Below are 26,240 nucleotides of genomic sequence, written 5' to 3'. Positions count from 1 at the left end.
CGGCCGCACCTGCGGCGGCCCCCGCCGCTGCCGCGCCCGCCGCAGCCGCAGCCGCAGCCCCTGCCGATGCGGCCGCTGCCGCCCCGGCCCCCTCTTTCAACAAGGGCGACACCGCCTGGATGATGGTCTCGACCCTGCTCGTGATCATGATGACCGTTCCCGGCCTGGCGCTGTTCTACGGCGGCCTGGTGCGCAGCAAGAACATGCTGTCGGTGCTGATGCAGGTGATGGTCACCTTCTCGATGATCGTCGTGCTGTGGCTGATCTACGGCTACAGCCTGGCCTTCACCGAGGGGAACGCCTTCATAGGCGGCTTCGACCGGCTCTTCATGAAGGGGATCTTCGATCCGGCCACCGGCGTGTTCGCACCCGGCGCGACCTTCAGCAAGGGCGTCTACATCCCCGAGCTGCTGTTCGCCGCCTTCCAGGCCACCTTCGCCGGCATCACCTGCTGCCTGATCGTCGGCGCCTTCGCCGAGCGCATCAAGTTCTCGGCCGTGCTGCTGTTCATGGTGATCTGGTTCACCTTCAGCTATGCGCCGATCGCGCACATGGTCTGGTTCTGGATGGGCCCCGACGCCTACGCCAGCAAGGAAGTGGTCGACGCCATGAACGACAAGGCCGGCCTGATCTGGCAGTGGGGCGCGCTCGACTTCGCAGGCGGCACCGTGGTCCACATCAACGCAGCCGTCGCCGGCCTCGTGGGTGCCTACCTCATCGGCAAGCGCATCGGCTACGGCAAGGAGTCGTTCACGCCGCATTCGCTGACGCTCACCATGGTCGGCGCCTCGCTGCTGTGGGTCGGCTGGTTCGGCTTCAACGCCGGCTCCGCCCTCGAATCGAGCACCAGCGCCGTGCTGGCCTTCATGAACACCTTCTCGGCCACCGCCGCTGCCGTGCTCGCATGGTCCATCGGTGAAGCGCTGATGCGCGGCAAGGCCTCGATGCTGGGTGCTGCGTCCGGCGCGGTCGCCGGCCTGKTGGCGATCACCCCGGCCGCCGGCAATGTCGGCCTGATGGGCGCGATCATCATCGGCTTCGTCGCCGGCTTCGCCTGCCTCTGGGGCGTCAACGGCCTCAAGAAGATCCTCGGCGCGGACGACTCGCTGGACGTCTTCGGCGTCCACGGCGTCGGCGGTATCGTCGGTGCGCTGTTGACCGGCGTGTTCAACACCCAGGCGCTCGGCGGCCCCGGCCTGGTCGGCGACTGGGTCACGGCAGGCGTGATCTCCAACGGCATCGGCGCCCAGGTCTGGATCCAGCTCAAGGCCGTGGTGCTGACGATCGTCTGGTCGGGCGTGGTGGCGTTCATCGCCTTCAAGATCGCCGACCTGACCATCGGTCTGCGCGTGTCGGAAGAGGAAGAGCGCGAAGGCCTCGACATCTCCTCCCACGGCGAAACCGCCTACAACCGCTGAAGCCTCGGGGCCGCCTCGGGCGGCCCGCTTCCGCGGACAAGAATTGGTTTGTCAGCGAGAGTCTCCTTTGGATGTTGAGCCCGCAGCGCCCCGGCGCCAGCGGGCTCTTTTTTTGCTCGCCCCCAGGTTGCCCCGCACTGCGTGTCGGGGCGCCCACCCCCTACCGGGGGCAACACCAGCGGCCCGGCAAAGCCGGATCCGCGGTGTTTCACCAACGGGCCTGGCTTCGCCGGCCGAAAACCCGCATAGATTCGTCCTGGCTTTGGCGGCTGCGCGCAGCCCGCCTGTTCGTGGGCAGCCGCGGAACCGGCTTTGCCGGGCCGCTGGCTGCGCCCCCGGTAGGGGGTGGGCGGGCTACACGAAGTGAGCCCAACCTGGGGGCGAGCATAATTTTCTTTATGTGGACCACTCTCAATGACAGCCTGAGCCAGCTCGGCGAGTCGCCGTTCTGGCATCCGGTCGAGCGCTCGCTCTATTGGCTCGACATTCCCGGCCGCGCGGTGCTGCGCACGCGCGGCGACATCGACGGCACGCCGACGGTCGAGCGCTGGAGCCTGCCGACCGAACCCGGCTGCATGGCGCCGGCGCGGCGCGGCGGACTGGTGATCGCGCTGCGCGACGGCGTCTACCGCGCGGCCGAATGGGGCGGGGTGCTGAAGCCCCTGGCGACGGTCGACCACGACATCCGCACCATGCGCTTCAACGACGGCAAGTGCGATTCGCTGGGTCGCTTCTGGGCCGGCACCATCAACGAAGCGAAGGACCGGGCCAACGCGGTGCTCTACTGCCTCGATGCCCGCGGCGGCCGCGCGCCGGCCCTGGTGCCGATGGCCAACCAGGTCACCACCGCCAACGGACTGGCCTTCGCGCCCGACGATGCCACCGTCTACTGGTCCGACACCGCGGCCCACCGGGTGCGCGCCTGGCACTGGGCCGCGGCCGTCAACACCCTGTCGCGCGAGCGCGTGTTCCAGCAGTTCGACGACAAGCCCGCGGGCTGGACGCCGGCCTCGCCGCAGCGCTACGAAGGCCGCCCCGACGGCGCCACCATCGACGCCGACGGCCACTACTGGGCAGCGATGTTCGAGGGCGGCCAGCTGCTGCGCTTCGCCCCCTCGGGCGAGCGCGTGGCGGCGCTGCCGACGCCGGTCCAGTGCCCGACCATGCCCTGCTTCGGCGGCGACGACCTGAAGACGCTGTTCGTCACCAGCGCCCGCCGCGGCCGGCCCGCGGCCGAGCTCGAGGAGCGGCCGGCCTCGGGCTGCGTGATCAGGATGCGGGTCACCACGCCCGGCCTCCCGGTCGCCTTCTTCGAGGAGTAGGGCCCCCACGCTCCCCCACTGCGTGTGGGTCGCTGCCCCCCGAGGGGGCCGCAGGCCGCCTTGGGGCGGCCCGGCGCCGGCCTGGGTCTACCATTCCGTCCATGGCCGTCCAGCACATCCCGCCGATCCAGTGCCTGCTGACCTTCGAGGCGGTGGCCCGGCTGCGCCACGCGGGCCGCGCGGCGGACGCGCTGTGCGTCACGCCCAGCGCGGTGAGCCACCGCATCCGGCAGCTCGAATCGCACGTGGGCCTCAAGCTCTTCGGCCGCAGCGACTTCAACCTGACGGCCGACGGTGCGGCCTACCTCGCGAACGTGCGCATCGGCCTGGCGGCGCTGCAGGCGGTGCCCCGTGGCGATGCCGCACCGCGAACGACCCGCCTGCGCCTGGCGGTCACGCCGACCTTCAGCCGCCAGTTCCTGATGCCGCGCCTCGAACTGTTCCGCAACCTCTACCCGGACGTCGACCTGGTGCTGCAGGTCTCGATCCCGCTGCTCGACGTCACGGCCGAGCAGGCCGACCTCGAGGTGCGCTACGGCACCGGCGCCTATGCCGACTGCGAGAGCCGGCTGCTGCTCGAAGAATGGGTGGTGCCGGCCTGCAGCCCGAGCTACCTGAACGAGTTCGGCCCCTTCACGGGCTTCCGCACCGAGGCCGAGATCGCCAATGCGCGGCTGATCCGCAGCCCGCTGGAGCCCTGGAGCACCTGGTTCGCCAGCTGCGGGCTGGACCACCCCGAGCCCCACGTGGGCTCGCAGTTCAACGACCTCGGGCTGGTGTACGACGCCGCGGCCAGCGGCTTCGGGGTCGCGCTGGTGCGGCAGAAGCTGGGCGCGCAATGGCTAGAGTCCGGGCGGCTGGTGCCGCTGTCCGACCGCCCCGTGCCCTCGCCGCACCGCCACTACATCTGCTGGCAGCCCGGCACGCTCGAACGCTGGGAGTGCGAGGCCTTTGCCGAGTGGTTGGTGGAAACCCTGAGCTAGATCCACCAAATTTCAAAGCCGCCGCGAAAAACCTTCAACTCGGCGGGCCTCGGGGTCCCTAAAGTCCGGTCCAGAGGTTCAACCATGAAAGCGATATCCTGCGCTACGTGTTCTTCCACTCGATCGCGCTGGCTTGCCGGGTCGGCCTGTTCGTCACGATGCAGGCCGACGTCCGGCCCTTTGCGCGGATGGTCATCCGATGAGGTCTTGAAATGAATGCGCCGCTCACTTCCTCCGAACAGGCTTCGCTGTCGGCATCGGCTCGCCAGTCGCAGGTGGTGCAGGCGCTTCGGCAGCACCTGCCCGCCCATGCGCTGATCTGGCACGACGAGGACACCGTGCCCTACGAGTGCGACGGCCTGACCGCCTACCGCCAGCGCCCACTGGTGGTGGCCCTGCCCGAAACCGAGGCGCAGGTGGCGGCGGTGCTCAAGACCTGCCACGGGCTCGGCGTGCCGGTGGTGGCGCGCGGTGCCGGCACCGGGCTGTCGGGCGGCGCGATGCCGCACGCGATGGGCGTGACGATGTCGCTCGCCAAGTTCAACCGGATCGTCAAGATCGACCCGGTCAGCCGCACCGCGGTCGTCCAGTGCGGCGTGCGCAACCTCGCGATCAGCGAGGCGGCGGCGCCCTTCAACCTGTACTACGCGCCCGACCCCTCGAGCCAGATCGCCTGCACCATCGGCGGCAACGTGGCCGAGAACTCGGGCGGCGTGCACTGCCTCAAGTACGGGCTCACCTTGCACAACGTGCTGCGGGTGCGCGGCTTCACGGCCGAGGGCTTGGGCGTCGAATTCGGCGGCGAGGCGCTCGACTGCGCCGGCCTCGACCTGCTGGCGCTGGTGATCGGCAGCGAGGGCATGCTGGCCGTCACGACCGAGGTCACGGTCAAGCTGGTGCCCAAGCCGCAGCTGGCGCGCTGCATCATGGCCAGCTTCGATGACGTGCGCAAGGCCGGCGATGCGGTCGCCGCGGTGATCGCGGCCGGCATCATCCCGGCCGGGCTCGAGATGATGGACAAGCCCATGACCGCCGCGGTCGAGGACTTCGTGCACGCCGGCTACGACCTCGACGCCGCCGCCATCCTGCTGTGCGAATCCGACGGCACGCCCGAAGAGGTCGAGGAAGAGATCGGCCGCATGACCGAGGTGCTGCGCCAGTGCGGCGCCACCGCGATCGCCTGCAGCGAGAACGAGGACGAGCGCCTCAGGTTCTGGAGCGGCCGCAAGAACGCCTTCCCGGCCTCGGGCCGCATCAGCCCCGACTACATGTGCCTCGACTCGACCATCCCGCGCAAGCGGCTGGCCGACATCCTGCTCGCCATCCAGCAGATGGAGAAGAAGTACGGCCTGCGCTGCTGCAACGTGTTCCACGCCGGCGACGGCAACCTGCATCCGCTGGTGCTGTTCGACGCCAACGACCCCGACGAGCTGCACCGCTGCGAGCTTTTCGGCGCCGACATCCTCGAGACCAGCGTCGCGATGGGCGGCACGGTGTCGGGCGAGCACGGCGTCGGCGTCGAGAAGCTCAACAGCATGTGCGTGCAGTTCACCGCGGCCGAGAACGAGCTGATGTTCGGCGTCAAGCGGGCCTTCGATCCGGCCGGTGGGCTGAACCCCGGCAAGGTGATCCCGACGCTGTCGCGCTGCGCCGAGTACGGCAAGCAGGTTTTCCGCGCCGGGCAGCCGATGCCGTTCGCGGAGCTGCCGCGTTACTGAGACCTTGCGGGACAGACCAAGAAACTGCGCAGCAGTTTTTGCTAAGAGACACCACGATGGAATCCCCAGCCCTCAGCGAGATCGCCGAGCGCATCCGCGCCGCCGCCGCCGACCGGACGACCTTGAGCATCCGGGGCGGCAACACCAAGGCTTTCTACGGCGAGCCCGCGCGCGGCATTCCGCTGGAAACCGCCACGCTCGCCGGCATCACCAGCTACGAGCCCAGCGAGCTGGTCGTCACGGTGCGTGCCGGCACGCCGCTGGCCGAACTCGAGGCGCTGCTGGCCGAGAAGGGCCAGTGCCTGCCTTTCGAGCCGCCGCGCTTCGCGCCCGGCGGAGCCCGCGCCGAGCCCTTGGGCGAGCGCGTCCTGGACGGCGGCACCGCCGCAGGGAGGGCAGCGACCCGCGCCGAGCCCTTGGGCGAGCGCGTCCTGGACGGCGGCACCGCCGCAGGGAGCGCAGCGACCGTAGGCGGCATGATCGCGGCCGGGTTGAGCGGCCCGGCCCGGGCCAGCGTCGGTTCCGTGCGCGACTACCTGCTCGGCATCACATTGGTCAACGGCCGTGGCGAGGTGCTGGTCTTCGGCGGCCAGGTGATGAAGAACGTGGCCGGCTACGACGTCTCGCGGGTGCTGGCCGGATCGATGGGCGCGCTCGGGCTGGTTGCCGAGGCCAGCCTCAAGGTGCTGCCGGTGGCGCCGGCCGAAGCCACGCTCGACTTCGCTTGCAGCCAGGCCGATGCGCTGCGGCTGCTCAACGAATGGGGCGGCCGGCCGCTGCCGCTCAACGCCAGCGTCTGGCGCGAGCGCGACGGCACGGGCGTGCTGTCGCTGCGCCTGCGCGGTGCGGTGGCGGCGGTCGAGGCCGCCTGTGCGCAGCTGGGCGGCGAGCGCCAGGACAACGCGCGCGCGGCGGCCGGCTGGCAGTCGCTGCGCGACCAGCAGCATCCGTGGTTCGCCGCCGGCGAGGGCGCGCGCGCGCTGTGGCGGCTGTCGGTGCCGCAGACCGCGCCGGTGCTCGACCTCGGCGGAGCGCCGCTGGTCGAGTGGCATGGCGGGCAGCGCTGGGTTCTGGCCGCGCCCGGCGAGTCGCAGCGCGTGCGTGCCGCGGCCCGCGCCGCCGGCGGCCATGCCACGCTCTTCAGGCCCGCGGCCGGTGCCCGGTACGAAGCCCGCTTCGACACCCTGAGCGCCCCCATCGAGCGCATCCACCGCGCGCTCATGAACGAGTTCGATCCCCACGCCGTCTTCGATCGCGAACGGCTCCTTCCCGCCCCACCCGCGCACTGAAGCACCGCATGCAAACCGAACTCGCTCCCGAATTCCAGGGCACCGCCGACGGCCGCGAGGCCGAGGCGATCCTGCGCAAGTGCGTGCACTGCGGCTTCTGCACCGCCACCTGCCCGACCTACCAGCTGCTCGGCGACGAGCTCGACGGCCCGCGCGGGCGCATCTACCTGATCAAGCAGGTGCTCGAAGGCAAGGCGCCGACGCGCAGCACCCAGCTGCACCTCGACCGCTGCCTGACCTGCCGCAACTGCGAGAGCACCTGCCCGAGCGGCGTGCAGTACGGCCACCTGGTCGACATCGGCCGCAAGATCGTCGACCGGAAGGTGCCGCGGCCGGCGCTCGAAAGCGCCGTGCGCTGGACCCTCAAGGAGGCGCTGCCGTCGCCGCTCTTCGGCCCCGCGATGAAGCTGGGCCAGTCGGTGCGCGGCCTGCTGCCGGCCGGGCTCAAGGCCAAGGTGCCGGCGCCGCGGCCCGCGGGCGCGTGGCCGGCCCGCTCGCACGCCCGCAAGATGCTGATGCTGGCCGGCTGCGTGCAGCCGTCGATGGCGCCCAACATCAACAGCGCGACCGCCCGCGTGCTCGACGCCGCCGGCATCGAGGCCGTGATCGCCAGCAACGCCGGCTGCTGCGGCGCGCTCAAGTTCCACCTCAACGACCAGGACGGCGCCAAGGCGCAAATGCGCGCCAACATCGATGCCTGGTGGCCGCAGGTGGCGGTCGGCGCGGTCGAGGCGATCGTCATGAACGCCTCGGGCTGCGGCGTCACGGTGCGCGAGTACGGCCACATCCTGAAGGACGACCCGGCCTATGCGGCCAAGGCCGCGCGCATCAGCGCCCTGACCCGCGACCTGAGCGAGCTGCTGCCCGAGCTGGTGCCGGCGCTGAAGGGCCGCGTCACGGCGCCGGCCGGCGTCGTCGCCTACCACCCGCCCTGCACGCTGCAGCACGGCCAGCAGCTGCGCGGCGGTGTCGAAGTCAACCTGCGCGCGCTCGGCTTCGACATCCAGGTGGCGGGCAGCGAGTCGCACCTGTGCTGCGGCTCGGCCGGCACCTATTCGGTGCTGCAGCCCGAGCTGGCGTACCCGCTGCGCGACCGCAAGCTGGGCCACCTGAACCAGCTGCAGCCTACGGCCATCGTGTCGGCCAACATCGGCTGCATCACGCACCTGCAAAGCGGCACCGAGACGCCCGTGCGGCACTGGGTCGAGCTGCTGGACGCCGCGCTGGCGGCCGAAACGGCGGCTGAAACGGCGGCCTGATCGCACAGGCGCAAGGGGTCTGGTCCGACCCCCGGCGCGACGGCGGCGCGCGAGGATGCCGGGGTGTTCCCGACGGGAGACTCCTGATGCGTGCCTCTTTCCGATCCCTCCTGCGCGGCGCGGCCCTCTGCGCCTGTGCCGCCGCCCCCTGGGCCGCCCAGGCCCAGATCGCCGCGATGCCGGCAATGAAAGTCCAGGATGCCGGCCGCTACGTCTGCGGCGGCATCGGTGCCGAGGAATCCGCCGCCCTGCGCGCGGCCATGAAGGACCACCCGCTGTCGCTGCTGTTCGCGCGCGCCGCCGGCGACTACCTGGCCGATGTCGACGTCATGGTGAAGGATGCGAAGGGCGGCATCGCGCTGGCGATGCGCGCCAGCGGCCCGATCTGCCTGATCGACCTGCCGGCCGGCCGCTACACGGTCGAGGCCGCCAGCGAGGGCGTCGTCAAGAGCCAGGTCGTGACGCTGGGATCCGGCTCGAAGACCGCCGACTTCAGGTTCTGATCAGGCTTTCAGCGCGGTTTCGATGTCGCCGGCGATCGACTCGGGCTTGTCGACCGGCGCATAGCGCTTCAGTACCCGCCCGTCCTTGCCGACCAGGAACTTGGTGAAGTTCCACTTGATCGCGGTGCTGCCCAGCAGGCCCGGCGCCTCCTTGACCAGCCACTTGTAGAGCGGCGCCGCGTCGGCGCCGTTGACGTCGATCTTTTCCATCATCGGGAAGCTGACGCCGTAGTTCTCGGTGCAGAAGGCGACGATCTCCGCGTTGGTTCCCGGGTCCTGGCTCATGAACTGGTTCGACGGGAAGCCCAGCACCGCGAGGCCCTGGTCCGCGTACTTCTTGTACAGCGCCTCCAGCCCCTCGAACTGCGGCGTGAAGCCGCATTTGCTGGCCGTGTTGACGATCAGCAGCACCTTGCCGCGGAAGTCTGAAAGCGGGGCCGGCCGGCCGTCGATGCGGCGGGCTTCGAAATCGTAGATGCTGGTCATGGCATGTCCTTGGCGGAAACCGATCGTCGATCATCGTCCCCCGCGGGCGCGCGCGCAAACGACGACCACAGCGCCGCCGCCACGATCAGCGCGCCGCCGATCCAGATCCGCGCCTCCATCGTGGCGGCGCCGAGCGCCACGGAGGAAAGGCTCGCGAACAGCACTTCCGACAGCATGATCACCGCGGTCGCGCTGGCCGTCAGCCGCGCGGCGCCGTACTGCAGGCAGACGTTGGCGAAGGCGAAGCCGGTGCCCAGCAGCAGCGCCCAGCCCCACCAGCCGCTGTCGGCCAGCGGCGGCGGCGCCATCGCGCCGAGCGCGGTGCCGGCCAGCGCGGTCGCGCCGGCCATTGCCGCGCAGCCGCCGAACATCGCCAGCGCCCGGGCCTCGCCGGGGGCGCTGCGCAGCCGGCGCAGCAGGATGTTGGTCACCGCGAAGCCGAAGCCGGCGGCCACGCCGAGCCAGTCCGCCAGGCTGGCCGGCACCGGCCAGTCGGCGTCGGGCGACTTCAGCACCACCGCCACGCCGGCCAGCGCCAGCGCCACCCGGGCCAGCGCCGCCGCGCTCGGCCGCTCGCCCAGGAAGGCCCAGGCCAGCAGCACGCTCCACAGCGGCATCAGGTAGAACAGCAGCACCACGCGTACCACGTCGCCCTGCGTCACGGCCCAGTTGAAGCCGACGTTGGTGAAGCCCGCCGCCAGACCCAGCAGCACCAGCGCCGGCTGCCGCGCGAACAGGGGCCAGACGCGCCACCGCCGCAGCGTCATCGCGAGCGTGATGGCGACGTAGACCACGCAGGTGGCCCACACCGGATGCAGGCCGTGGGCTTCGATCTGACGGAAGGGAAACCAGGAGACGCCCCAGACGAAGGCGTTGAGGATCAGCGCGAGAGCGGGCAACGGATTCGGGCCTGTGGGCAGGTCCTAGTGGTGCTTGTCGCTGCGCGCGATGGCCAGCAGGTGCTCGACCTCTTCGGGATAGCGCTTCAGGTTGTTCCCGTGCCAGCGCTTGATGAGCCACATGAAGCCGGCCACCACGACGCCGAAGGCGGTGATCGCCGAGTAGGCCGACAGGCCGATGCCGGTGCAGGCGCTGTAGAACGCGCCCAGGACCAGGATGCACGACTGCTCGTTGAAGTTCTGCACCGCGATCGAGCGCCCGGCGCCCATCAGGTTGTGGCCGCGGTGCTGCAGCAGCGCGTTCATCGGCACCACCAGGAAACCGCCCAAGCCGCCGAGCAGGATCAGGAAGGGCACCGCCAGCCAGATGCTGCCGATGAAGTTCATGCCGATCACCAGCAGGCCCATGCCGATGCCCATCGGGATCACGCGCGTGGCCATGTCCAGCCGCATCCGCATCGACGCCACGATGGCGCCGACCGCCGTGCCGATCGCCACCACGCCGGTCAGCGAGGACGCCTGCGCCGTGTTGTAGCCCAGCGCCAGCGAGGCCCAGGCCAGCACGATGTACTTGAGGTTGCCGCCGGCACCCCAGAACAGGGTGGTCGTGGCGAGCGAGATCTGGCCCAGCTTGTCGCGCCACAGGCGCGAATTGCACTGCCAGAAGTCGGGCAGCAGGGCGAACACGTTGCGCACGATGCCGTGCTGCCGATTGGCGCGCAGCGGCCGCATCTCGACGCCGGTGTGGGGGATGCGGGTGTTGAACCAGGCGGCCACGATGTAGACCAGGATCAGCGCCGAGATCGCGGCCTCGGGCGGCGTGTTGACGCCGGTGTCGATCAGCGGGAAGTCGATCGCCAGCAGGTGGCTCGACAGCGCATGGCCGACCAGCTGCCCGCCGAGCACGATGCCCAGGATGATCGAGGCGATGGTCAGTCCCTCGATCCAGCCGTTGGCCTTGACCAGCTGGGAGGCCGGCAGCAGCTCGGTGAGGATGCCGTACTTGGCCGGCGAATAGGCCGCAGCGCCGAGCCCGACGACCGCGTAGGCCATCAGCGGATGCGAGCCGAACAGCATCATCACGCAGCCGACCACCTTGATCGCGTTGCTGATGAACATCACCTGGCCTTTGGGCAGGGCGTCGGCGAAGGCGCCCACCAGCGGCGCCAGCGCCACATAGAAGACGGTGAAGATCGGCACCAGCGCGGCGCGCTGCCATTCCGGTGCGCCGCTGGTTCGCATCAGCTCCACCGCGGCCACGAAAAGCGCGTTGTCGGCCAGTGACGAAAAGAACTGGGCCGACATGATGGTGTAGAAACCGCGCTTCATCGATGAGCTGGCTGGCCAGGGGGTGGGAGAGCTGGCGGTAGTGGAAAAAGGTTCCGCTTCAAGAGGCGGGTGCGCGGTTATAGCATGGGGTACGCGATGTCAGAATGGCGCTTTCCGGCCCCTACGCCGGGCCTTGTTGTGTGAGTGATTTCAGCTTTTCACCAGGAATTTGAAGTGCCGCGTCCGATCCTTGCCACTGTTCATGCCGCCGCCTTGCGCCACAACCTCGACCGGGCGCGCCGCGCGGCGCTCGATTCCCGTGTCTGGGCGGTGGTCAAGGCCAACGCCTACGGCCATGGGATCGAGCGGGTTTTCGACGCCTTCCGCGCCGCCGACGGCTTCGCGCTGCTCGACCTGGCCGAGGCCGAGCGGGTGCGCGCGCTGGGCTGGCGCGGCCCGATCCTGCTGCTCGAGGGGGTGTTCGAGCCGCGCGACCTCGAGCTGTGCTCCCGCCTCGACCTCTGGCACACGGTGCACTGCGACGCCCAGATCGACATGCTGGCGGCCCACAAGACCCAGGTGCCGCAGCGCGTCTTCCTCAAGATGAACTCCGGCATGAACCGCCTGGGCTTCGCGCCCGAGCGCTTCCGCTCGGCCTGGACGCGACTCAACGCGCTGCCCCAGGTCGACGAGATCTCGCTGATGACGCACCTCAGCGACGCCGACGGCGCGCGCGGCATCGGGCACCAGGTCGAGGTCTTCGACCACGCCACGCAAGACCTGCCGGGCGAGCGCTCGATCGCCAACAGCGCCGCCACCTTGCGCCACGCGGCCCTGACCCGGGCCGACTGGGTGCGCCCGGGCATCTTGCTGTACGGCAGCGCCCCCGACTTCCCCGAGCACGACGCCGAGCACTGGCAGTTGCAGCCGGCCATGACGCTCGCCACCCGGCTGATCGGGGTGCAGACGCTGAAGGCCGGCGACACCATCGGCTACGGCTCCAGCTTCCGGGCCGAAGAGCCGCTGCGCATCGGCGTCGCCGCGGTCGGCTATGCCGACGGCTACCCGCGCCATTGCAGCACCGGCACGCCGGTGCTGGTCGACGGCGTGCGCACGCGCATGGTCGGGCGCGTCAGCATGGACATGATCACGGTCGACCTGACGCCGGTGCCCGACGCCGGCTTCGGCTCCGAGGTCACGCTGTGGGGCCGGTCGCCGAAGGGCGCCCTGCTGCCGATCGACGAGGTGGCGAAGGCCGGCGGCACCATCGGCTACGAGCTGATGTGCGCCGTGGCGCCTCGTGTCCCCATCACGGCGGACTGAAGGCCGCCGCAGTTTGAAGATCCTCTCCGACTGGCGCTCGGTCCGGCTCTGGGAATCGCGCGTCGGGCAGGCGCTGCACCGCAGCCACGACCTGCGGCTGCACGGCTTTGTGATCGGCACCGTGATCCTGGTCTTGATGTGGGGGGTGTCGCACCTGCAGATGCGCCTGGGCGTCGACACCCTGGCCCTGCGCTATGCGCTGACGCTGGGCGCCGGCTACGGCGCCTACCTGTTGCTGCTGCGCTGGTGGGCGGCGCGATTGGTGCAGCGCAACACGGGCTTCGATCCCGACCTGGCCGACCCCGGCATGGTCGACTGGCCGTCGGCGCACGGATCGGCGGCCAAGCTCGACGCCGGCGGCCTGCCGGACGTGGGCGGCGGCGCGCTCGACCTGGTGGGCGGCGCCGACGAGGGCGCGGTGGTCGTGGTGATCGACCGCTTCATGCCGCAGGCGAACGCGCTGCCGGCGGCGGTGCGGGTGCTGCTGGGGCGCTGAGTTCGGCCTCCGGCCGCTTCAATACAACCCGAGCTGTCGCGTCCGCAATCGCGCCAGCCCCAGCAGCGCATCGGTGAACGGCGTCGCGACGCCGGCGCGCTGCCCCAGCTCGCGCACCGCCGTGACCAGCGCGTCGAGCTCCACGGCGCGGCCGGCTTCCACGTCCTGCAGCATTGAGGTTTTGAAGGCGCCCAGCTTGCGGGTGACGGCATGCCGGTCTTCGGGGCTGTCGGCGATCGGCACGCCGATGCGCGCGCCGATCTCCTTGGCCTCCAGCATGATCGTCGAGATGAAGCCGCGCACCAGGTCGTCGTTGAGGATGACATCGGTGGTGGCACCGGTCAGCGCGCTGATCGGGTTGACCGTCATGTTGCCCCAGAGCTTGTACCAGACGTCCTTCTGGATCTGCGGCGAGAGCTGGGTGTCGATGCCGGCGCCGGTCAGCAGGTCGCGCAGCGCCTTGGCGCGCGGTGTCGCCTCGCCCGAGGGCTCGCCGATGATCAGGCCGTTGCCGAAGACGTGGCGCACCACGCCGGGCGCGTCGAGCGCGCAGCTGGCGTGCACCACGCAGCCGACGACATGCTTGGCGGGAATCGCGGCGTCGATGCGGCCGCCCGGGTCGATCGCGTCCAGCTGCGCACCGGCCAGCGGGCCGCCGAAGCCGCCCTGCAGGAACCACCAGGGCACGCCGTTCATGGCCGTCATCACGATCGTGTCGGGGCCCAGCAGCGGCGCGATCCGCTGCGCCACCGCGGGCAGCGCCGGCGCCTTCACGGCGACGATCACCAGGTCTTGCACGCCGAGTGCCTTCGGGTCTGCGCTGGCGTTGACCGGCACCGCCACGCGCGTGTCGCCGCTCGCCAGGATGAGGCCGTCGCGCTTCAGCGCTTCGAGCGTGGCGCCGCGCGCCACCACGTCGATGGCCGAGCCCGCCTGCGCGAGCTTCGAGCCGATCCAGCMGCCGATCGCGCCGGCGCCGTAGATGCACACTTTCATTGAGGGATGCTCCTTTGATCTTCGGTCGGGACACACCTTGCCCCATTCCAGGAATACCGCGGAACCGGCTTCGCCGGGCCGCTGGTATTGCCCCCTGCAAGGGGGTGGGCGGCCACACGAAGTGGGCCAACCTGGGGGTTATTGCTTGTACGTTGAATCGATGCGGTCGACCTGGCGCACCAGCGCGTCGAACACATCCTGCCCGGCGCCGTGCGCCGGATTGAACTGCAGCGCGTCGCGCGTGCAGCGTTGCGCGATCTCCTCGCTGACCGGAATCGCCGGCCCCATCGAGAAGGTCGCCATCTGGATCTCGCAGGCGCGCTGCAAGGTCCACAGGATGGCAAAGGTCTGCGGCAGCGTCTGGCCCCAGGCCAAGAGGCCGTGGTTGCGCAGGATCACCGCCTGCCGGTCGCCGATGCTCTTCAGCRGGCGCGGGCCCTCTTCGGCATGGATCGTGATGCCCTCGAAGTCGTGGTACGCGACCATGCCGTGCAGCTGCGCGGTATAGAAATTGGTCTGCTGCAGGCCGCCCTGCACGCAGGCCACCGCCACGCCGGCGGTGGTATGGGTGTGCATCACGCAGTGCGCGCCGGGCAAGCCGTCGTGGATCGCGGCATGCACCGTGAAGCCGGCCGGGTTCACCGGGTAGGTCGAGCCGTCGAGCACCCGGCCCTGCAGGTCGATCTTGACCAGGTTGCCGGCCGTGACCTCGCTGTAGTGCAGGCCGAAGGGATTGATCAGGAACTGCTTCTCGCCACCGCTCACGCTGTCGGGCAGCCGCACCGTGATGTGGTTGTAGATCATCTCGGTCCAGCCCAGCATCGCGAACACGCGGTAGCAGGCGGCGAGCTGCAGCCGGGCGGCGCGCTCGTCGGGGTGGAGGGCGGGATGCACCAGCGCCGAGGGCGATGGGGTGGAGAGTGTGTTCATGGCATGTCCTTCAAGTCATTCAGTACGCCCCAGTCCCCTTCCAGGAATACCGCGGAACCGGCTTTGCCGGGCCGCTGGTATTGCCCCCGGCGAGGGGGTGGGCGGCTACACGAAGTGAGCCAACCTGGGGGTGAGTCAATGTTCTAGCCTTCGGCGGTGAAGCCGACTTGCTTGACGATCGGCGCCCACTTGGCCGTGTCTTTCTTGAGCAGTTCCGTCAGCTCGGCCGGCGTGGAGGACATCGCCTCCAGGCCGAAGTTCGCCAGGCCGTCGATCACGTCCTTTTGCGCCAGTGCCACCTTGAAGGCGGCGTTGGCGCGATTCACCACTTCGGGCGAAGCCTTGGCCGGCAGCAGGAAGGCGAACCACTCGCTGTGCGTCATGTCCTTGATGCCCTGTTCCTCGAAGGTCGGCACGTCGGGCGCGAAGCGGCTGCGCTTGGCGCCAGAGACGCCGAGGATGCGCACCTTGCCCGTGGGCAGGTGCTGCGTGATGTCGCCGATCGGGCCCGACACCGCGGCGATGTTGCCGCCCAGCAGGTCGAGCATCGCCGGCTGCGTGCCGCGGTAGGCCGCATGCTTCAGTTCCACGCCGGCGCTCTTGCCGAGCAGCGCGCCGATGAAGTGCGGCGTCGAGCCGGCCGCCGGCGAGCCGAAGTTGGCGCCCTCGGGATGGGTCTTGGCCCAGGCCAGGAACTCGGGCACCGTCTTGACCGACATCGGCACCGCCGGCCCGACCGCGAAGCCGAAGTCGAACACGCAGGCGATGGTCACCGGCGACAGGTCGACCAGCGGGTCGTAGGGCAGCTTCTTGTAGATGTGCGGATAGATCGTGAGGATCGAGGTCGGCGTCTGCAGGATCGTCGCGCCGTCGGCCGGCTGGCTCTTGACGTAGGTCACGGCGATCTGGCCGCCCGCGCCGGTGCGGTTCTCGACCACCACGGCGCGGCCGTAGTCGGGCTGCAGCCGGGTCGCGACGCGACGGCAGGTGGTGTCGGAGGTGCCGCCGGCCGCGAAGCCGGTGATCAGCCGCGCGGTCTCGAACGGAAAGGCTTGCGACTGCGCAAAGACTTGCTGGCCCAGGCTGGCCAGCAGCGCGGAGGCGCTGGTGGTCTGCAGCAGATGGCGGCGGGTGATGGTCATTCGATGTCTCCTCGGGATGGATGGATGGATGCTTGGTTGGAACTCGTCGCGCAGCCGAAGGGTGCCGCCGCAGAGGGTCACGGCGCCCTGGTGGCCAGGCCGCGCGCTGAGGGCATATTCTTCCTGCAAGCCGCGCCGCCCGACACCCGCGTTTACCTCACGTCTTCAACCGAAGGTCCTCGCATCGATCGTCCGTCGCTCAGTAGGTGCCCCCGGCCGCCGCGGGCTTGGCGACGCCCTTGAAGCTCGCCGCCAGCGCGCTGGTGCTGCGCACCAGCAGGTTGGTGTCCAGCCCGACGGCGACGAAGCTCGCGCCCAGCGCCAGGTACTTGCGCGCCAGCGTCTCGTTCGGCGTCAGGATGCCCGCGGCCTTGCCGGCGCGCTGGATGCGCGCGATGGCGTCCTCGATCGCGGCCTGCACCTCGGGGTGGTCGGAGTTGCCCACGTGCCCCATCGAGGCCGACAGGTCGGCCGGCCCGATGAAGACGCCGTCGACGCCGTCGATCGCCGCGATCGTTTCCAGGTTGGCCAGCGCCTCGCGCGACTCGGCCTGCACCAGCAGGCAGACGCGGTCGTTGGCGTCCTTGGCATAGCTCGGGTAGCGGCCCCAGCGCGAGGCGCGCGCCCCGCCCATGCCGCGGATGCCCTCGGGCGGATAGCGCATCGCGCGCACGATCGCGCGGGCCTGCTCGGGTGTGTCGACCATCGGCACCAGCAGCGTCTGCAGGCCGAGGTCGAGGTACTGCTTGATCAGCGCCGCGCCGGCGTCGCCGTGGCCCAGCGGCACGCGCGCGATCGCGTTCACGCCCGGATAGGCGGCGATCGCCTGCGCCTGCTGCAGGATGCTCTGCAGGCCGTTGGGCGAATGCTCGCCGTCGATCAGCAGCCAGTCGAAGCCGGCGCCGGCACAGATCTCGGCGCTGTTGGCATCGGCCAGGCCGAGCCAGAGGCCGATCTGTGCGCGCTTGTCGATCAGGGCCTGCTTGAAGGGGTTCGTGGGTGTGGTCATGTCAGGAGTCTTTCAGTCGGCGCCGGGCCGCCCAAGGCGACTGCGGCCCCCTCGGGGGGCAGCGCAGCACACGAAGTGGCAAGCGTGGGGGCCATGGTCAAACGAAGCGGAAGGAGATCGCGCCGAGCGGGCCGTAGTCGGCGTGGAAGGTGTCGCCCGGCAGGGCGGCGGTGGGCCGCGTGAAAGAGCCGCCGAGCACCACCTCGCCGGCTTCCAGGCACTCGTCCCACGGCGCCAGCTTGTTGGCGAGCCAGGCCACGCCGGTGGCGGGATGGTTGAGCACCGCGGCCGCGACGCCGGACTCTTCGATCACGCCGTTCTTGTACAGCAGGGCGCTGACCCAGCGCAGGTCGACCGCATCGGGCTTCACGGGCCGGCCGCCGGTCACGATGCCGGCGTTGGCCGCGTTGTCGGAGATGGTGTCGAACACCTTGCGGATCTGCTGGGTGTGGCGGTCGAACTGCTCGATGCGCGAATCGATGATCTCGATCGCCGGCACCACGTAGTCGGTGGCCGCGAGCACGTCGAAGATCGTCACGTTCGGGCCCTGCAGCTTCTTGCCGAGCACGAAGGCCAGCTCGACCTCGACCCGCGGCGCGATGAATCGCGTGAACGGGATGTCGCCGCCCTGGTCGAAGAACATGTCGTCGAGCAGCGTGCCGTAGTCGGGCTCGGCGATCTGGCTGGCCTGCTGCATCGCGCGCGAGGTCAGGCCGATCTTGTGGCCCTTGACGATGCGCCCCTCGGCGATCTTGGTCTTGACCCATTCGCGCGAGATCGCATAGCCGTCCTCGATGGTCATCTCGGGATGGCGCTTGGAGAAGTGCTCCACCTGCACGCGCGACCGTTCGCTCTCGTGGAGTTCGGCGGCCAGCTGCCGGATGAGTTTCGGATCGAGCATGGTTCAGGCCTTGTTGAAGAGAGGATGCAGGTTGCTGTGCTTGCCGTCGTAGACCTGGCCCGGGCTCTCGTCGATCTGCAGCGTGATGCCGATGTGGCGCGCATCGAAGATCGGCGCGAAGTGCGCCTTGGTCGCTGCCAGCAGCGCATCGCCGATGCGCTTCTGCACAGAGGCCGAACGCCCCGAGGCCATGCGCACGTTGAGGTACACGAAGGCGTAGTCGGCGCGGCCGTCGGCCACCGCGTAGTGCGCGGCCGGGTAGGCCAGCACGCGCGTGCCGCCGGTCGGGTAGACCTGCCTGCCCTCGTCGTCGCGCTGCGCGAGCATGCAGTCGGCCAGCGCGCGGCAGAGCGCCGACATGTCGGTCTCGCGCTCGATGTTGGGCGTGTAGAGGATCACGAGATGCGGCATGCGGTTCTCCGAGGCGATGCGTTCAACGGCTCAGAGGCGTGAAACGCTCTGGAATCCCTCGGCACTGGAGGCCTGCGCCTTCGGGATCGCGTGGCCGTCCTGCGGCGTGACGGGGAAGACGGCATTGATCTGGCCGGTGGCGGAAGATCCGAAGTAGGGCGTGATCACCTCCGCCTGGCCGTCGTAGGCCGACCAGCCCAGGGCGCCGAGCACCATGGCCGTGTCGTGCATGAAGCCTTCGCCGTGGCCCTTGGCCGCGTACTCCGGCAGCATCGCGCAGAAGTCGGTCCACTCGCCGTTCTGCCACATCCGCACCACCTCATGGTCCATGCGCTCCAGCAGCGGGCTCCAGACGCGGTCGGCGAACTGCGGCGCCAGGCCGTTCTGCGCGAAGCGATGCGACAGCGATCCGCTGGCGAAGAAGGCCACGGTGCCGTCGTAGTGGTCCTCCACTGCACGGCGCATGGCCCAGCCCAGGCGGGCGCTGTCGTTCAGGTAGTGGCTGGTGCACAGGGCCGAGACACAGATCGCCTTGAAGTGCAGGTCGTCGTTCATGTAGCGCATCGGGACCAGCGTGCCGTATTCGGGCCCGAGCGTGGTGGCGTCGTGCGCCAGCGTCTCCACGCCCCATTCATTGCACGTTGCCGCCAGCAGCTTGCCGAGTTCCGGGTTGCCCGGAACCTCGTAGGGCATGTTGCTGATGAAGTGCGGCAGCTCGTTGCTGGTGTACACGCCCTTGAAATGCGGCGCGCAGTTCAGGTGGTAGCTGGCGTTGACCAGCCAGTGGGTGTCGAACACCACGATGGTGTCGACGCCCAGTGCGCGGCAGCGGCGGCCGATTTCCTTCAGGCCGTCGATGGCAGCCTGCCGACTGCCCTTGCGCGGGCCGTCGAGTTCGCTCAGGTAGAGCGAGGGCACGTGCGTGATCTTGGCGGCGAGGGCGAGTTTTCCCATGGTCAGACCCCCCAATGAGGAATGTGATGGCTGCCCAGGCTCACCGCGACATTCTTCGGCTCGCAAAAAACTTCATAGCTCCAGGTGCCGCCTTCGCGTCCCGTGCCCGAGGCCTTGGTGCCGCCGAAGGGTTGGCGCAGGTCGCGCACGTTCTGGCTGTTGACGAAGCACATGCCGGCCTCGACCGCTGCCGCGACGCGGTGCGCGCGGCCGATGTTCTCGGTCCACACATAGCTCGACAGGCCGTAGGCGATGTCGTTGGCCAGGCGGATCGCATCGGCTTCGTCCTTGAACGGAATCAGGCAGGCCACCGGCCCGAAGATCTCTTCCTGCGCGATCTTCATGCGGTTGTCGACGTCGGCGAACACGGTCGGCAGCACGTAGTTGCCCTTCTTCACGCGGTCCGGCAACTCGGGCGCGCCGAGCCCGCCGCACAACAGGGTTGCGCCTTCCTTCGGGCCCAGCTCGATGTAGCTGCGCACCTTGGCCAGGTGGGCCTGCGAGATCATCGGCCCGACGATGGTCTTCTCGTCGAGCGGGTCACCCACCGTGATGCGCTTCGCGCGCTCGGCGAACCTGGCCGCGAAGTCGGCATAGATCGACTGCTGCACCAGGATGCGCGAGCCCGCGGTGCAGCGCTCGCCGTTGTTGCTGAAGATCATGAAGACCGCGGCGTCGAGCGCGCGGTCGAGGTCGGCGTCCTCGAAGATCACGAACGGGCTCTTGCCGCCGAGCTCCATGCTGAACTTCTTGAGCCCCGCGCTCTTCACGATGCGGTTGCCCGTGGCGGTCGATCCGGTGAACGAGATCGCGCGCACGTCGGGGTGCGCCACCAGGGGCTCGCCGGCTTCCTTGCCGTAGCCGTGCACCAGGTTCAGCACGCCGGCCGGAATGCCGGCCTCGAGCGCCAGTTCGCCCAGCCGCGCGGCGGTCAGCGGCGACAGCTCGCTCATCTTCAGCACCGCGGTGTTGCCGAAGGCCAGGCAGGGCGCGACCTTCCAGGTGGCGGTCATGAAGGGCACGTTCCACGGCGAGATCAGCGCGCACACGCCCACCGGGTGGAACAGCGTGTAGTTCAGGTGCGTCGGCGTCGGGTAGGTGTGGCCGTCGACCCGCGTGCACATCTCGGCGAAGTAGTAGAAGTTGTCGGCCGCGCGCGGCACCAGCTGCTTGCCCGTTTGCGAGATGACCTGGCCGCAGTCGTTGGTCTCGGTCTGCGCGATCTCGGGCACATTCTTCGCGATCAGGTCGCCGAGCTTGCGGATCAGCCTGGCGCGCTCGGGCGCGGGCAGGCCGGCCCACTTCGGGAAGGCTTCCTTGGCGGCGGCCACGGCCGCGTTCACTTCGGCCTCGCCGCCCGAGGCGACCTCGGCCAGCACTTCCTGCGTGGCGGGGTTGACGGTCTGGAAGCAGTCGCGGCCGGCGACGGCCTTGCCGTTGATGAGGTGGTCGATCTGCATGGGTGTCTTTCGGGCTTCAGTCGATTCGGATGTCGCGCGAGGCGATCAGCGCCTGCCACTTCTTGCGCTCCGACTGCACATAGCGGTTCATTTCGGCGGCGTCGGTGGGGCGGGCTTCCCAACCGGCGTCGAACAGCTTCTGGCGCACGCCGGCATCGTTCATGGCCTTCAGCAGATCGGCGCCGAGCTTCAGCTGGATGTCCTTGGGCGTGGCGGCGGGCGCCACCAGGCCTTGCCAGGTATAGGCCTCGACCCCGGCGAAGCCGAGTTCCTTCGCGGTCGGCACCTGGGGCAGCTGCGGCACGCGCTCGCCCGACATCGCGAGCAGCGGCACCACCTTGCCGGCCTTGACCGCGCTGATGCCGCTTGGCAGATCGAGCATCATCAGCGGCACCTGGCCGCCCATGAGGTCTTGCAGCGCCGGGGCGCCGCCCTTGTAGGGCACGTGCAGCAGCTGCACGCCGGCCTCGCGCTGGAACAGTTCGAGCGCCAGGTGGTGCGGGCTGCCGGCACCCGGCGTCGCGATGCTGTACTTGCCCGGCGCCGCCTTGAGCGCGGCGATCAGCGCCTTGGCATCGGCAAAGCCCGCGCCCGGCGCCGCCGTGAGGATCAGCGGCGAGCGGCCCATCATGCCGAGCGCGACGAAGTCCTTCTCGGCGTCGTAGGGCAGCTTGCGGTAGAGCACCGGGTTGTAGACCAGCACGCCGTTGTCGGCCGAGAACACCGTGTAGCCGTCGCCCGGCGAACGCGCCACGTTCTCGGAGGCGATGATGGCGCTGGCCCCGGGCCGGTTGTCGACCAGCACCGGCTGGCCGATCTGCTGCGACAGCTGCGCCCCCGCGGTGCGCGCCAGGAAGTCGGTGCCGCCGCCGGCCGGATAGCCGACCACCCAGCGCACCGGCTTGGCCGGATAGCCTTGCGCGGGTGCGTCGAACGCCACCACCGATGCGGCCAGAGCGACCATGGCGGTCGCGAGCTTGATCATCTTCTTCATCTTTGTCTCCTCTTGCTTGTTTGCTCAGGCCGCGGCAATGGTGTTGACCAGCGCGCCGATCTGCGCGATCTCGGTCACGACGACGTCGCCGGGGCGGCAGTCGACCACGCCGTCGGGCGTGCCGGTCAGGATCAGGTCGCCGGGCGACAAGGTCATGAAGCTGCTGAAGTACTCGATCAGGAAGGGCGCGTCGAAGATCATGTCCTTCGTGTTGCCCGACTGCGTGAGCTTGCCGTTCACGGTGGTGCTGAGCGCCAGCGCCATCGGGTCGGCCACGTCTTTCGCGTCCACCCGCCAGGGGCCGATCGGCGTGCAGGTGTCGCGGTTCTTCACGCGCAGGTTGGGGCGGTACCAGTTCTCGAGGTAGTCGCGGATCGCGTAGTCGTTGGCCACCGTGTAGCCCCCGATGAAGTCGTAGGCGTCGTCGCGCCTGACCTTCTTCGCGGTCTTGCCGACCACGATCACCAGCTCGCATTCGTAGTGCATGAACTGCACGTCGGCCGGCCGGTAGGTGCGCTGGCGATGGCCGGTCAGCGTGCTCTCGCCCTTGACGAAGACCAGCGGCTCCTCGGGCGCCTTGAACGCCAGCTCCTTCGCGTGGTCGGCGTAGTTGAGCCCCAGCGCGAGGATGGTGCGCGGGCGCGGCACCGGCTTCAGCGGCGGCAGCCACGACGCCGCATCGGCCTTCAGCAGGCGGCCGTCGGCCAGGCGCAGTTGGCCATCGGCCTCGACGGCGTCGTGCACCGCGCCTTCGAACAGGATGCGCGCGTGCTTCATGCTTGCTCCTTCACCAGCGTGTTGACCAGGGTCTCGAAGCCTGGCGCGCTGATCTCGATGCGGTCGCCGGGGCGTGCCAGCGGGCGGCCGGCGTCGCAGCCGAGCATCAGCACCTCGCCGTGCGAGAGCGTCATGAATTCGCCGACATCGGCCAGCAGTTGCGAGGCGCTGCGCACCGTCTGCGAGAAATCGACCGACTGCTTCAGCTCGCCGTTGATGCGGACCTCGAGCGTGAACTGCGCCGGGTCGGCCACCTCCTGCGCATCGCGCATCGCCGCGCCGATGCCCAGGAAGCCGTCGACGCACTTGAACTTGACCGGCGGGCGGAAGAAGCTGGCGTGCGGGATCGACAGGTCGTTCATCAGCACGAAGCCCTCGACGTCGTTGTCGACGCCGATCACCATCGCGATGGTGGCCCCGACCTCGACCGCATCGACCTGCGCCGGCACGGTGATCGCGCTGCCGTGCGGGCTCCAGGTGTTGGCGGTCTTGACGTACAGCACGGGGGCTTTCGGCGGTGCCTTGTAGGGCGGCTGGTTCATCTGCGGCGCCAGGGCGTCGAACTCCGCGCGGAAGTTCAGCAGCACGCCGTAGACGGTGCCTGTGGGGAGGTAGCTCATGGTTTCGCCGCCGGGCAGCGGAGACACGAAGTGCGTAGCGTGGGGGTCATGGTTGTTCCAGTGCGATGAGTTCGTCGAGCAGTTGGTAGAGCTGGGCCAGCTTCTCCTTGCCCATCGCCTCTTCCATCCACGCGTAGTGCGCCTCGATGCTGGTCGAGAGCTGCTTCACCAGCTTGCGCCCGCGCGCCGTGGCCTCGACCACGGTGCGGCGCTGGTCTTCGGGGTCGCGGCTGCGCGCGATGAGGCCGTCGCGCTCCATGCGCGCCAGCACGCCGGTCAGGCTCGGGCCAAGGATGAAAGCCTCGCGCGCCACGCGGCCGGTCTCGACCGCGCCGTGCTCGCCGAGCACGCGCAGCACGCGCCACTGCTGGTCGGACAGCGCATGCTCGCGCAGGCTCGGCCGCGTGTGGCCCATGACGGCCTCGCGCGCCTGCAGCAGCAGGCGCGGCAGGTTGCGGTGGGAAAAGGCGGTGCTGCGCATGTCCATGTTGGCCCGGATTATTTAATATATTAAATAGTCGGGTCAAGCAGGCAATGCTGCGGGTAAACCCTTGCGGGCGGTGAATGTCGGGGCGCGATCCAGAGACGCTACGCAGGCGCCTTGCCCTTGACCGCCCAGGCCAGCGCGGCATAGGAGCGCGGGCCGTCCGCCTCGCCGTCGAGGTAAGCGGACTCGACGGCTTCACGCAGCCGGGCGTGCGCTTCCTCGCTCAGCGTGGCGATGTATTCCGCACCGGGCCCGTCCTTGCCTTCGAAGGGCGTCCAGTAGTCCGCGAACGAAGCGAACTCCATCCGGATGGCGAGCGTCGTCTCGTCGACGCCCTTGAAGCCGGCGGCGCGCCACGCCTTGGCCAGTTCGCCGGGCCGCGTCATCGGCCGCGTGAAGTTGCGGGCGCGGCGCTCCCTCGCTGCCGGGTCGAGCGCGGCAGCCGTGTCGAAGAACATGCGGTTGGAGACGAAGCCGCCACGCACGTCCCACACGGCTGCGCCGACCACGCTCCCGGGCTTCGCGACCCGCCGCATCTCGGCAATCGCCTTGTCCGCGTCGGGAACGAAGTGCAGCAGCAGCAGCGAGAGCACGCGGTCGAAGCTCCGGTCGGGGAAGGGCAGCGCACAGGCGTCGGCCACTTCGAAGACGATGCGCGGATCCTGGTTGTGGCGCCTGGCATGCGCGATGTAGGGCTCGGCGAGGTCGACGCCGCGCACTTCGCCGGCGCCGGTGCGGTGGGTCACCGCAAAGGCCAGGTGGCCGGTGCCGCAKCCGACATCGAGCACGCGGTCGCCGTCCGCGGTGTCGACGAAGTCCAGGAAGGGCAGGGCGAGCTGGCGGCTCCAGCGGCCCATGAGCTTTTCGTAGGCATCGCCGTCGCTGGCGACGAAGGTTGAAGAAGCGGTGTTCATCGGCAGTCCCCTTTGGCGCGGCAGTGCGCATCGATGGACGGTGCGTGGCGGATGCTAGGGCGCCGTGGACCGCGAAGTCAACGTGGCCGAATGGCCGTGTCCTGCCCCGCCGACCATCGTTTCGACGCTGCGAGATCACCGGCACGTGTTCCTGATACTGGGCGACCATCGGCGCCTGCGTGACGGTCGAGCGCAGGTCACCCGTTGCCGGTACACGTTCGGCTAGAGGCTAGAGCCTCCGTCTACCACGAGTTGGATGCCTGTGATGTATGACGAGTCATCAGATGCCAAGAACAGGGCTGCCTTTGCAATTTCCCATGGCGTGCCCTGCCTACCCATAGGACAGCGCGAGTCGCGGAACTTGTGTCCTGCCGCTGCCTCATCCACCGTCTTGTAGAGCGCATCCGCGTGCGGAGTCCGAATCATCCCTGGCACGATGCAGTTGCATCGGACTTGGTCGGATGCATACTGCCTGGCGATGACACGGGTCATGTGGTTCAGTCCAGCTTTCGAAGTGCTGTATGACAGGAACTGCATCGGGCTCCACTTCAGGCTGGCGGTCGACGATACGTTGATGATGGAGCCGGACCTTTGAACACGCATGATCGGCATGACGGCTCTTGCAGTGGCCATCGCACCGCGCAAGTTGATGTCCATCACCTTGTCCCAGTCCTCGTCCTTTACGTCCACGAGCTCGCCCAGAATCTCGATGCCGACGTTGTTGTGCAGCACGTCGACGCGCCGATGCATTGACACCACTTCGGCGACCACTGCGTCGACCTGCTTGGAGTCCGTGACGTCCATCTCCATCGCGATGGCTTTTCCGCCCTCGTCCTCGATGAGCCGCGCCGCGAGCTCAGCTGCTTCCAAAGAGCGGTCAGTGCAAACAACCAGCGCGCCTTCGCGGGCGAAGGTCAAAGCACATGCAGTGCCGTTTCCGACCTGGTCGACGCCTGTGAATTCCTTCTTGAATGTCCCGGCCCCGGTCACGATGGCCACCTTGTCCTTGAGCTTCATGGCTTTCTATTGCGCAAACGATTCCGCAATCGTACGCTCTTGGGGCAACGCGGAAGAACGGGTTAACCCCTAGCGTCAATCCGCTGCGACGATGGCTTCGAGTAGAAACGAACGCACCTCGGCATCAAGGGTAAACCCCAGTTTCGAGAATTTGTGTGAAGCGCAGAATTGCGAAAACGTTTCCGCAAACGCTGAAAAAATACCCATGACGAAAGACGAACTTCGACAAGCGCGCCTGAAAACGGTGCGTGACCACATGGCGCTCGAGTGCACCCAAGATTGGGACGGCGTCATCAACACGTTCGAGCATCCGCGCTACGAGATGTACGGGAACGGCAATGTCTACGACGGAGAGGCGCAGGTTCGCGCCTACTTCCAGTCTTCGCGGCAGGCCTTTCCGGACCAGGCCAACGAAATCATTTCGATTGCCGCCGACGACGAGCGCAACACTGTTCTCGTGGAGTTCTTCCTCATCGGCACGCATTTGGGCGAGTTCAAGGTTCGCGACAAGACCTATCCGCCGACCGGCAGGTCGTTCAAGGTGCGAATGGCGGCAACGTTCCTGTTCGGGACCGGCTCCGCGAAGATTATTTGCGAGCGCCCCTACACGTCGCCCGACCTGAAGCTCATCGCCCTGGGGTTGCTGTAGTTCCGGCGACGGGC

Annotated in this window: 27 protein-coding genes; 10 read left to right on the top strand and 17 right to left on the bottom strand. The window is 68.9% G+C overall.

The features are described from left to right. The 7 genes from amt to AC1D2E_RS17200 all read left to right on the top strand — a co-directional run. A partial coding sequence (gene amt, locus AC1D2E_RS17230) for an ammonium transporter (RefSeq protein ID WP_478198511.1) occupies nucleotides 1-1,418 on the top strand: 1,418 nt, incomplete at its 5' end. A gap of 398 nt (nucleotides 1,419-1,816) precedes the next feature. Beyond that, nucleotides 1,817-2,740 (top strand): SMP-30/gluconolactonase/LRE family protein, encoded by a 924-nt coding sequence (locus tag AC1D2E_RS17225; protein ID WP_478198510.1) that lies wholly within the window; start codon nucleotides 1,817-1,819, stop codon nucleotides 2,738-2,740. A 101-nt stretch (nucleotides 2,741-2,841) separates the two neighbouring features. After that, nucleotides 2,842-3,723, top strand: a complete 882-nt coding sequence (locus AC1D2E_RS17220; protein WP_478198509.1) for a LysR substrate-binding domain-containing protein — start codon at nucleotides 2,842-2,844, stop codon at nucleotides 3,721-3,723. Between the two features lie 212 nt (nucleotides 3,724-3,935). Next, entirely contained in the window at nucleotides 3,936-5,441 is a 1,506-nt protein-coding gene (locus AC1D2E_RS17215) for an FAD-linked oxidase C-terminal domain-containing protein (protein WP_478198508.1), read from the top strand. Nucleotides 5,442-5,497: 56 nt separating this feature from the next. After that, entirely contained in the window at nucleotides 5,498-6,730 is a 1,233-nt protein-coding gene (glcE, locus tag AC1D2E_RS17210) for a glycolate oxidase subunit GlcE (protein ID WP_478198507.1), read from the top strand. Between the two features lie 8 nt (nucleotides 6,731-6,738). Further along, nucleotides 6,739-7,989, top strand: a complete 1,251-nt coding sequence (gene glcF, locus AC1D2E_RS17205) for a glycolate oxidase subunit GlcF (protein WP_478198506.1) — start codon at nucleotides 6,739-6,741, stop codon at nucleotides 7,987-7,989. A gap of 86 nt (nucleotides 7,990-8,075) precedes the next feature. After that, on the top strand, nucleotides 8,076-8,492 hold the full coding sequence (locus AC1D2E_RS17200; RefSeq protein ID WP_478198505.1) for a carboxypeptidase regulatory-like domain-containing protein: 417 nt from the start codon (nucleotides 8,076-8,078) through the stop codon (nucleotides 8,490-8,492). Here the strand turns inward: AC1D2E_RS17200 and AC1D2E_RS17195 are convergent, their stop codons facing one another. The 3 genes from AC1D2E_RS17195 to lplT are packed head-to-tail and all read right to left on the bottom strand — an operon-like array spanning nucleotide 8,493 to nucleotide 11,206. Next, a complete protein-coding gene (locus AC1D2E_RS17195) occupies nucleotides 8,493-8,978 on the bottom strand; it encodes a glutathione peroxidase (RefSeq protein ID WP_478198504.1) in 486 nt (161 codons plus the stop codon). Beyond that, nucleotides 8,975-9,877 (bottom strand): DMT family transporter, encoded by a 903-nt coding sequence (locus AC1D2E_RS17190; RefSeq protein ID WP_478198503.1) that lies wholly within the window; start codon nucleotides 9,875-9,877, stop codon nucleotides 8,975-8,977. The genes AC1D2E_RS17195 and AC1D2E_RS17190 overlap by 4 nt, the downstream gene beginning before the upstream one ends. Before the next feature lie 24 nt (nucleotides 9,878-9,901). Next, nucleotides 9,902-11,206, bottom strand: coding sequence for a lysophospholipid transporter LplT (gene lplT, locus AC1D2E_RS17185; RefSeq protein WP_478198502.1), 1,305 nt, complete (start codon nucleotides 11,204-11,206; stop codon nucleotides 9,902-9,904). A 174-nt stretch (nucleotides 11,207-11,380) separates the two neighbouring features. On the opposite strand from lplT, the gene alr reads away from it, so the two are divergent. Beyond that, nucleotides 11,381-12,469, top strand: a complete 1,089-nt coding sequence (alr, locus tag AC1D2E_RS17180; protein WP_478198501.1) for an alanine racemase — start codon at nucleotides 11,381-11,383, stop codon at nucleotides 12,467-12,469. A gap of 13 nt (nucleotides 12,470-12,482) precedes the next feature. Continuing rightward, nucleotides 12,483-12,965, top strand: coding sequence for a hypothetical protein (locus tag AC1D2E_RS17175; protein WP_478198500.1), 483 nt, complete (start codon nucleotides 12,483-12,485; stop codon nucleotides 12,963-12,965). 18 nt (nucleotides 12,966-12,983) lie between these two features. On the opposite strand, the gene AC1D2E_RS17170 is transcribed toward AC1D2E_RS17175, so the two are convergent. The 14 genes from AC1D2E_RS17170 to AC1D2E_RS17105 form a co-directional block, all read right to left on the bottom strand. Then, the gene (locus AC1D2E_RS17170) at nucleotides 12,984-13,961 is read right to left on the bottom strand and encodes a 2-dehydropantoate 2-reductase (protein ID WP_478198499.1); all 978 of its coding nucleotides are present in this window, start codon (nucleotides 13,959-13,961) and stop codon (nucleotides 12,984-12,986) included. Between the two features lie 138 nt (nucleotides 13,962-14,099). Then, nucleotides 14,100-14,891, bottom strand: coding sequence for a class II aldolase/adducin family protein (locus AC1D2E_RS17165; RefSeq protein WP_478198498.1), 792 nt, complete (start codon nucleotides 14,889-14,891; stop codon nucleotides 14,100-14,102). Nucleotides 14,892-15,034: 143 nt separating this feature from the next. Next, nucleotides 15,035-16,033, bottom strand: a complete 999-nt coding sequence (locus tag AC1D2E_RS17160; protein ID WP_478198497.1) for a Bug family tripartite tricarboxylate transporter substrate binding protein — start codon at nucleotides 16,031-16,033, stop codon at nucleotides 15,035-15,037. A gap of 199 nt (nucleotides 16,034-16,232) precedes the next feature. Next, nucleotides 16,233-17,042: an aldolase/citrate lyase family protein gene (locus AC1D2E_RS17155; RefSeq protein ID WP_478198496.1), complete on the bottom strand. Its 810-nt coding sequence runs from the start codon at nucleotides 17,040-17,042 to the stop codon at nucleotides 16,233-16,235. Nucleotides 17,043-17,139: 97 nt separating this feature from the next. After that, on the bottom strand, nucleotides 17,140-17,943 hold the full coding sequence (gene hpaH / locus AC1D2E_RS17150) for a 2-oxo-hept-4-ene-1,7-dioate hydratase (RefSeq protein ID WP_478198495.1): 804 nt from the start codon (nucleotides 17,941-17,943) through the stop codon (nucleotides 17,140-17,142). Nucleotides 17,944-17,946: 3 nt separating this feature from the next. After that, nucleotides 17,947-18,354, bottom strand: a complete 408-nt coding sequence (locus tag AC1D2E_RS17145; RefSeq protein WP_478198494.1) for a 5-carboxymethyl-2-hydroxymuconate isomerase — start codon at nucleotides 18,352-18,354, stop codon at nucleotides 17,947-17,949. Between the two features lie 30 nt (nucleotides 18,355-18,384). Beyond that, nucleotides 18,385-19,308: a 3,4-dihydroxyphenylacetate 2,3-dioxygenase gene (gene hpaD / locus AC1D2E_RS17140; RefSeq protein WP_478198493.1), complete on the bottom strand. Its 924-nt coding sequence runs from the start codon at nucleotides 19,306-19,308 to the stop codon at nucleotides 18,385-18,387. A 2-nt stretch (nucleotides 19,309-19,310) separates the two neighbouring features. After that, on the bottom strand, nucleotides 19,311-20,768 hold the full coding sequence (hpaE, locus tag AC1D2E_RS17135) for a 5-carboxymethyl-2-hydroxymuconate semialdehyde dehydrogenase (RefSeq protein WP_478198492.1): 1,458 nt from the start codon (nucleotides 20,766-20,768) through the stop codon (nucleotides 19,311-19,313). 16 nt (nucleotides 20,769-20,784) lie between these two features. Continuing rightward, complete coding sequence (locus AC1D2E_RS17130) at nucleotides 20,785-21,762, bottom strand: Bug family tripartite tricarboxylate transporter substrate binding protein (protein ID WP_478198491.1); 978 nt, start codon at nucleotides 21,760-21,762, stop codon at nucleotides 20,785-20,787. A 24-nt stretch (nucleotides 21,763-21,786) separates the two neighbouring features. Next, nucleotides 21,787-22,539 carry a fumarylacetoacetate hydrolase family protein gene (locus AC1D2E_RS17125; RefSeq protein ID WP_478198490.1) on the bottom strand — a complete coding sequence of 251 codons (753 nt, stop codon included), beginning with the start codon at nucleotides 22,537-22,539 and terminating at the stop codon, nucleotides 21,787-21,789. Beyond that, entirely contained in the window at nucleotides 22,536-23,159 is a 624-nt protein-coding gene (locus tag AC1D2E_RS17120) for a fumarylacetoacetate hydrolase family protein (RefSeq protein ID WP_478198489.1), read from the bottom strand. The genes AC1D2E_RS17125 and AC1D2E_RS17120 overlap by 4 nt, the downstream gene beginning before the upstream one ends. A 46-nt stretch (nucleotides 23,160-23,205) precedes the next feature. Beyond that, entirely contained in the window at nucleotides 23,206-23,640 is a 435-nt protein-coding gene (hpaR, locus tag AC1D2E_RS17115; RefSeq protein WP_478198488.1) for a homoprotocatechuate degradation operon regulator HpaR, read from the bottom strand. Nucleotides 23,641-23,747: 107 nt separating this feature from the next. Next, nucleotides 23,748-24,560: a class I SAM-dependent methyltransferase gene (locus AC1D2E_RS17110; RefSeq protein ID WP_478198487.1), complete on the bottom strand. Its 813-nt coding sequence runs from the start codon at nucleotides 24,558-24,560 to the stop codon at nucleotides 23,748-23,750. A 222-nt stretch (nucleotides 24,561-24,782) separates the two neighbouring features. Next, a complete protein-coding gene (locus AC1D2E_RS17105; protein ID WP_478198486.1) occupies nucleotides 24,783-25,577 on the bottom strand; it encodes an SDR family NAD(P)-dependent oxidoreductase in 795 nt (264 codons plus the stop codon). 205 nt (nucleotides 25,578-25,782) lie between these two features. Here AC1D2E_RS17105 and AC1D2E_RS17100 point away from each other — a divergent pair, with 205 nt between their 5' ends. Further along, the gene (locus AC1D2E_RS17100) at nucleotides 25,783-26,226 is read left to right on the top strand and encodes a nuclear transport factor 2 family protein (RefSeq protein WP_478198485.1); all 444 of its coding nucleotides are present in this window, start codon (nucleotides 25,783-25,785) and stop codon (nucleotides 26,224-26,226) included. Nucleotides 26,227-26,240 lie beyond the last annotated feature (14 nt).

The sequence above is a fragment of the Variovorax sp. P1_H2 genome, from assembly GCF_056405295.1.
Note: the sequence above shows the minus strand (reverse complement) of the source record. Positions and strands in the feature narration are given on the sequence as shown.

Bases quoted from the DNA above. Each gene is read 5' to 3' on its own strand.
- AC1D2E_RS17125 (WP_478198490.1), bottom strand. From the start codon at position 22,539: ATGAAGCACGCGCGCATCCTGTTCGAAGGCGCGGTGCACGACGCCGTC.
- AC1D2E_RS17225 (WP_478198510.1), top strand. From the start codon at position 1,817: ATGTGGACCACTCTCAATGACAGCCTGAGCCAGCTCGGCGAGTCGCCG.
- hpaH (WP_478198495.1), bottom strand. From the start codon at position 17,943: ATGCTCGATCCGAAACTCATCCGGCAGCTGGCCGCCGAACTCCACGAG.
- lplT (WP_478198502.1), bottom strand. From the start codon at position 11,206: ATGAAGCGCGGTTTCTACACCATCATGTCGGCCCAGTTCTTTTCGTCA.
- AC1D2E_RS17215 (WP_478198508.1), top strand. From the start codon at position 3,936: ATGAATGCGCCGCTCACTTCCTCCGAACAGGCTTCGCTGTCGGCATCG.
- glcF (WP_478198506.1), top strand. From the start codon at position 6,739: ATGCAAACCGAACTCGCTCCCGAATTCCAGGGCACCGCCGACGGCCGC.
- AC1D2E_RS17100 (WP_478198485.1), top strand. From the start codon at position 25,783: ATGACGAAAGACGAACTTCGACAAGCGCGCCTGAAAACGGTGCGTGAC.
- AC1D2E_RS17200 (WP_478198505.1), top strand. From the start codon at position 8,076: ATGCGTGCCTCTTTCCGATCCCTCCTGCGCGGCGCGGCCCTCTGCGCC.
- AC1D2E_RS17220 (WP_478198509.1), top strand. From the start codon at position 2,842: ATGGCCGTCCAGCACATCCCGCCGATCCAGTGCCTGCTGACCTTCGAG.
- AC1D2E_RS17105 (WP_478198486.1), bottom strand. From the start codon at position 25,577: ATGAAGCTCAAGGACAAGGTGGCCATCGTGACCGGGGCCGGGACATTC.
- glcE (WP_478198507.1), top strand. From the start codon at position 5,498: ATGGAATCCCCAGCCCTCAGCGAGATCGCCGAGCGCATCCGCGCCGCC.
- hpaD (WP_478198493.1), bottom strand. From the start codon at position 19,308: ATGGGAAAACTCGCCCTCGCCGCCAAGATCACGCACGTGCCCTCGCTC.
- hpaR (WP_478198488.1), bottom strand. From the start codon at position 23,640: ATGCGCAGCACCGCCTTTTCCCACCGCAACCTGCCGCGCCTGCTGCTG.
- AC1D2E_RS17145 (WP_478198494.1), bottom strand. From the start codon at position 18,354: ATGCCGCATCTCGTGATCCTCTACACGCCCAACATCGAGCGCGAGACC.
- AC1D2E_RS17160 (WP_478198497.1), bottom strand. From the start codon at position 16,033: ATGACCATCACCCGCCGCCATCTGCTGCAGACCACCAGCGCCTCCGCG.
- AC1D2E_RS17195 (WP_478198504.1), bottom strand. From the start codon at position 8,978: ATGACCAGCATCTACGATTTCGAAGCCCGCCGCATCGACGGCCGGCCG.
- AC1D2E_RS17155 (WP_478198496.1), bottom strand. From the start codon at position 17,042: ATGACCACACCCACGAACCCCTTCAAGCAGGCCCTGATCGACAAGCGC.
- AC1D2E_RS17120 (WP_478198489.1), bottom strand. From the start codon at position 23,159: ATGAGCTACCTCCCCACAGGCACCGTCTACGGCGTGCTGCTGAACTTC.
- AC1D2E_RS17130 (WP_478198491.1), bottom strand. From the start codon at position 21,762: ATGAAGAAGATGATCAAGCTCGCGACCGCCATGGTCGCTCTGGCCGCA.
- hpaE (WP_478198492.1), bottom strand. From the start codon at position 20,768: ATGCAGATCGACCACCTCATCAACGGCAAGGCCGTCGCCGGCCGCGAC.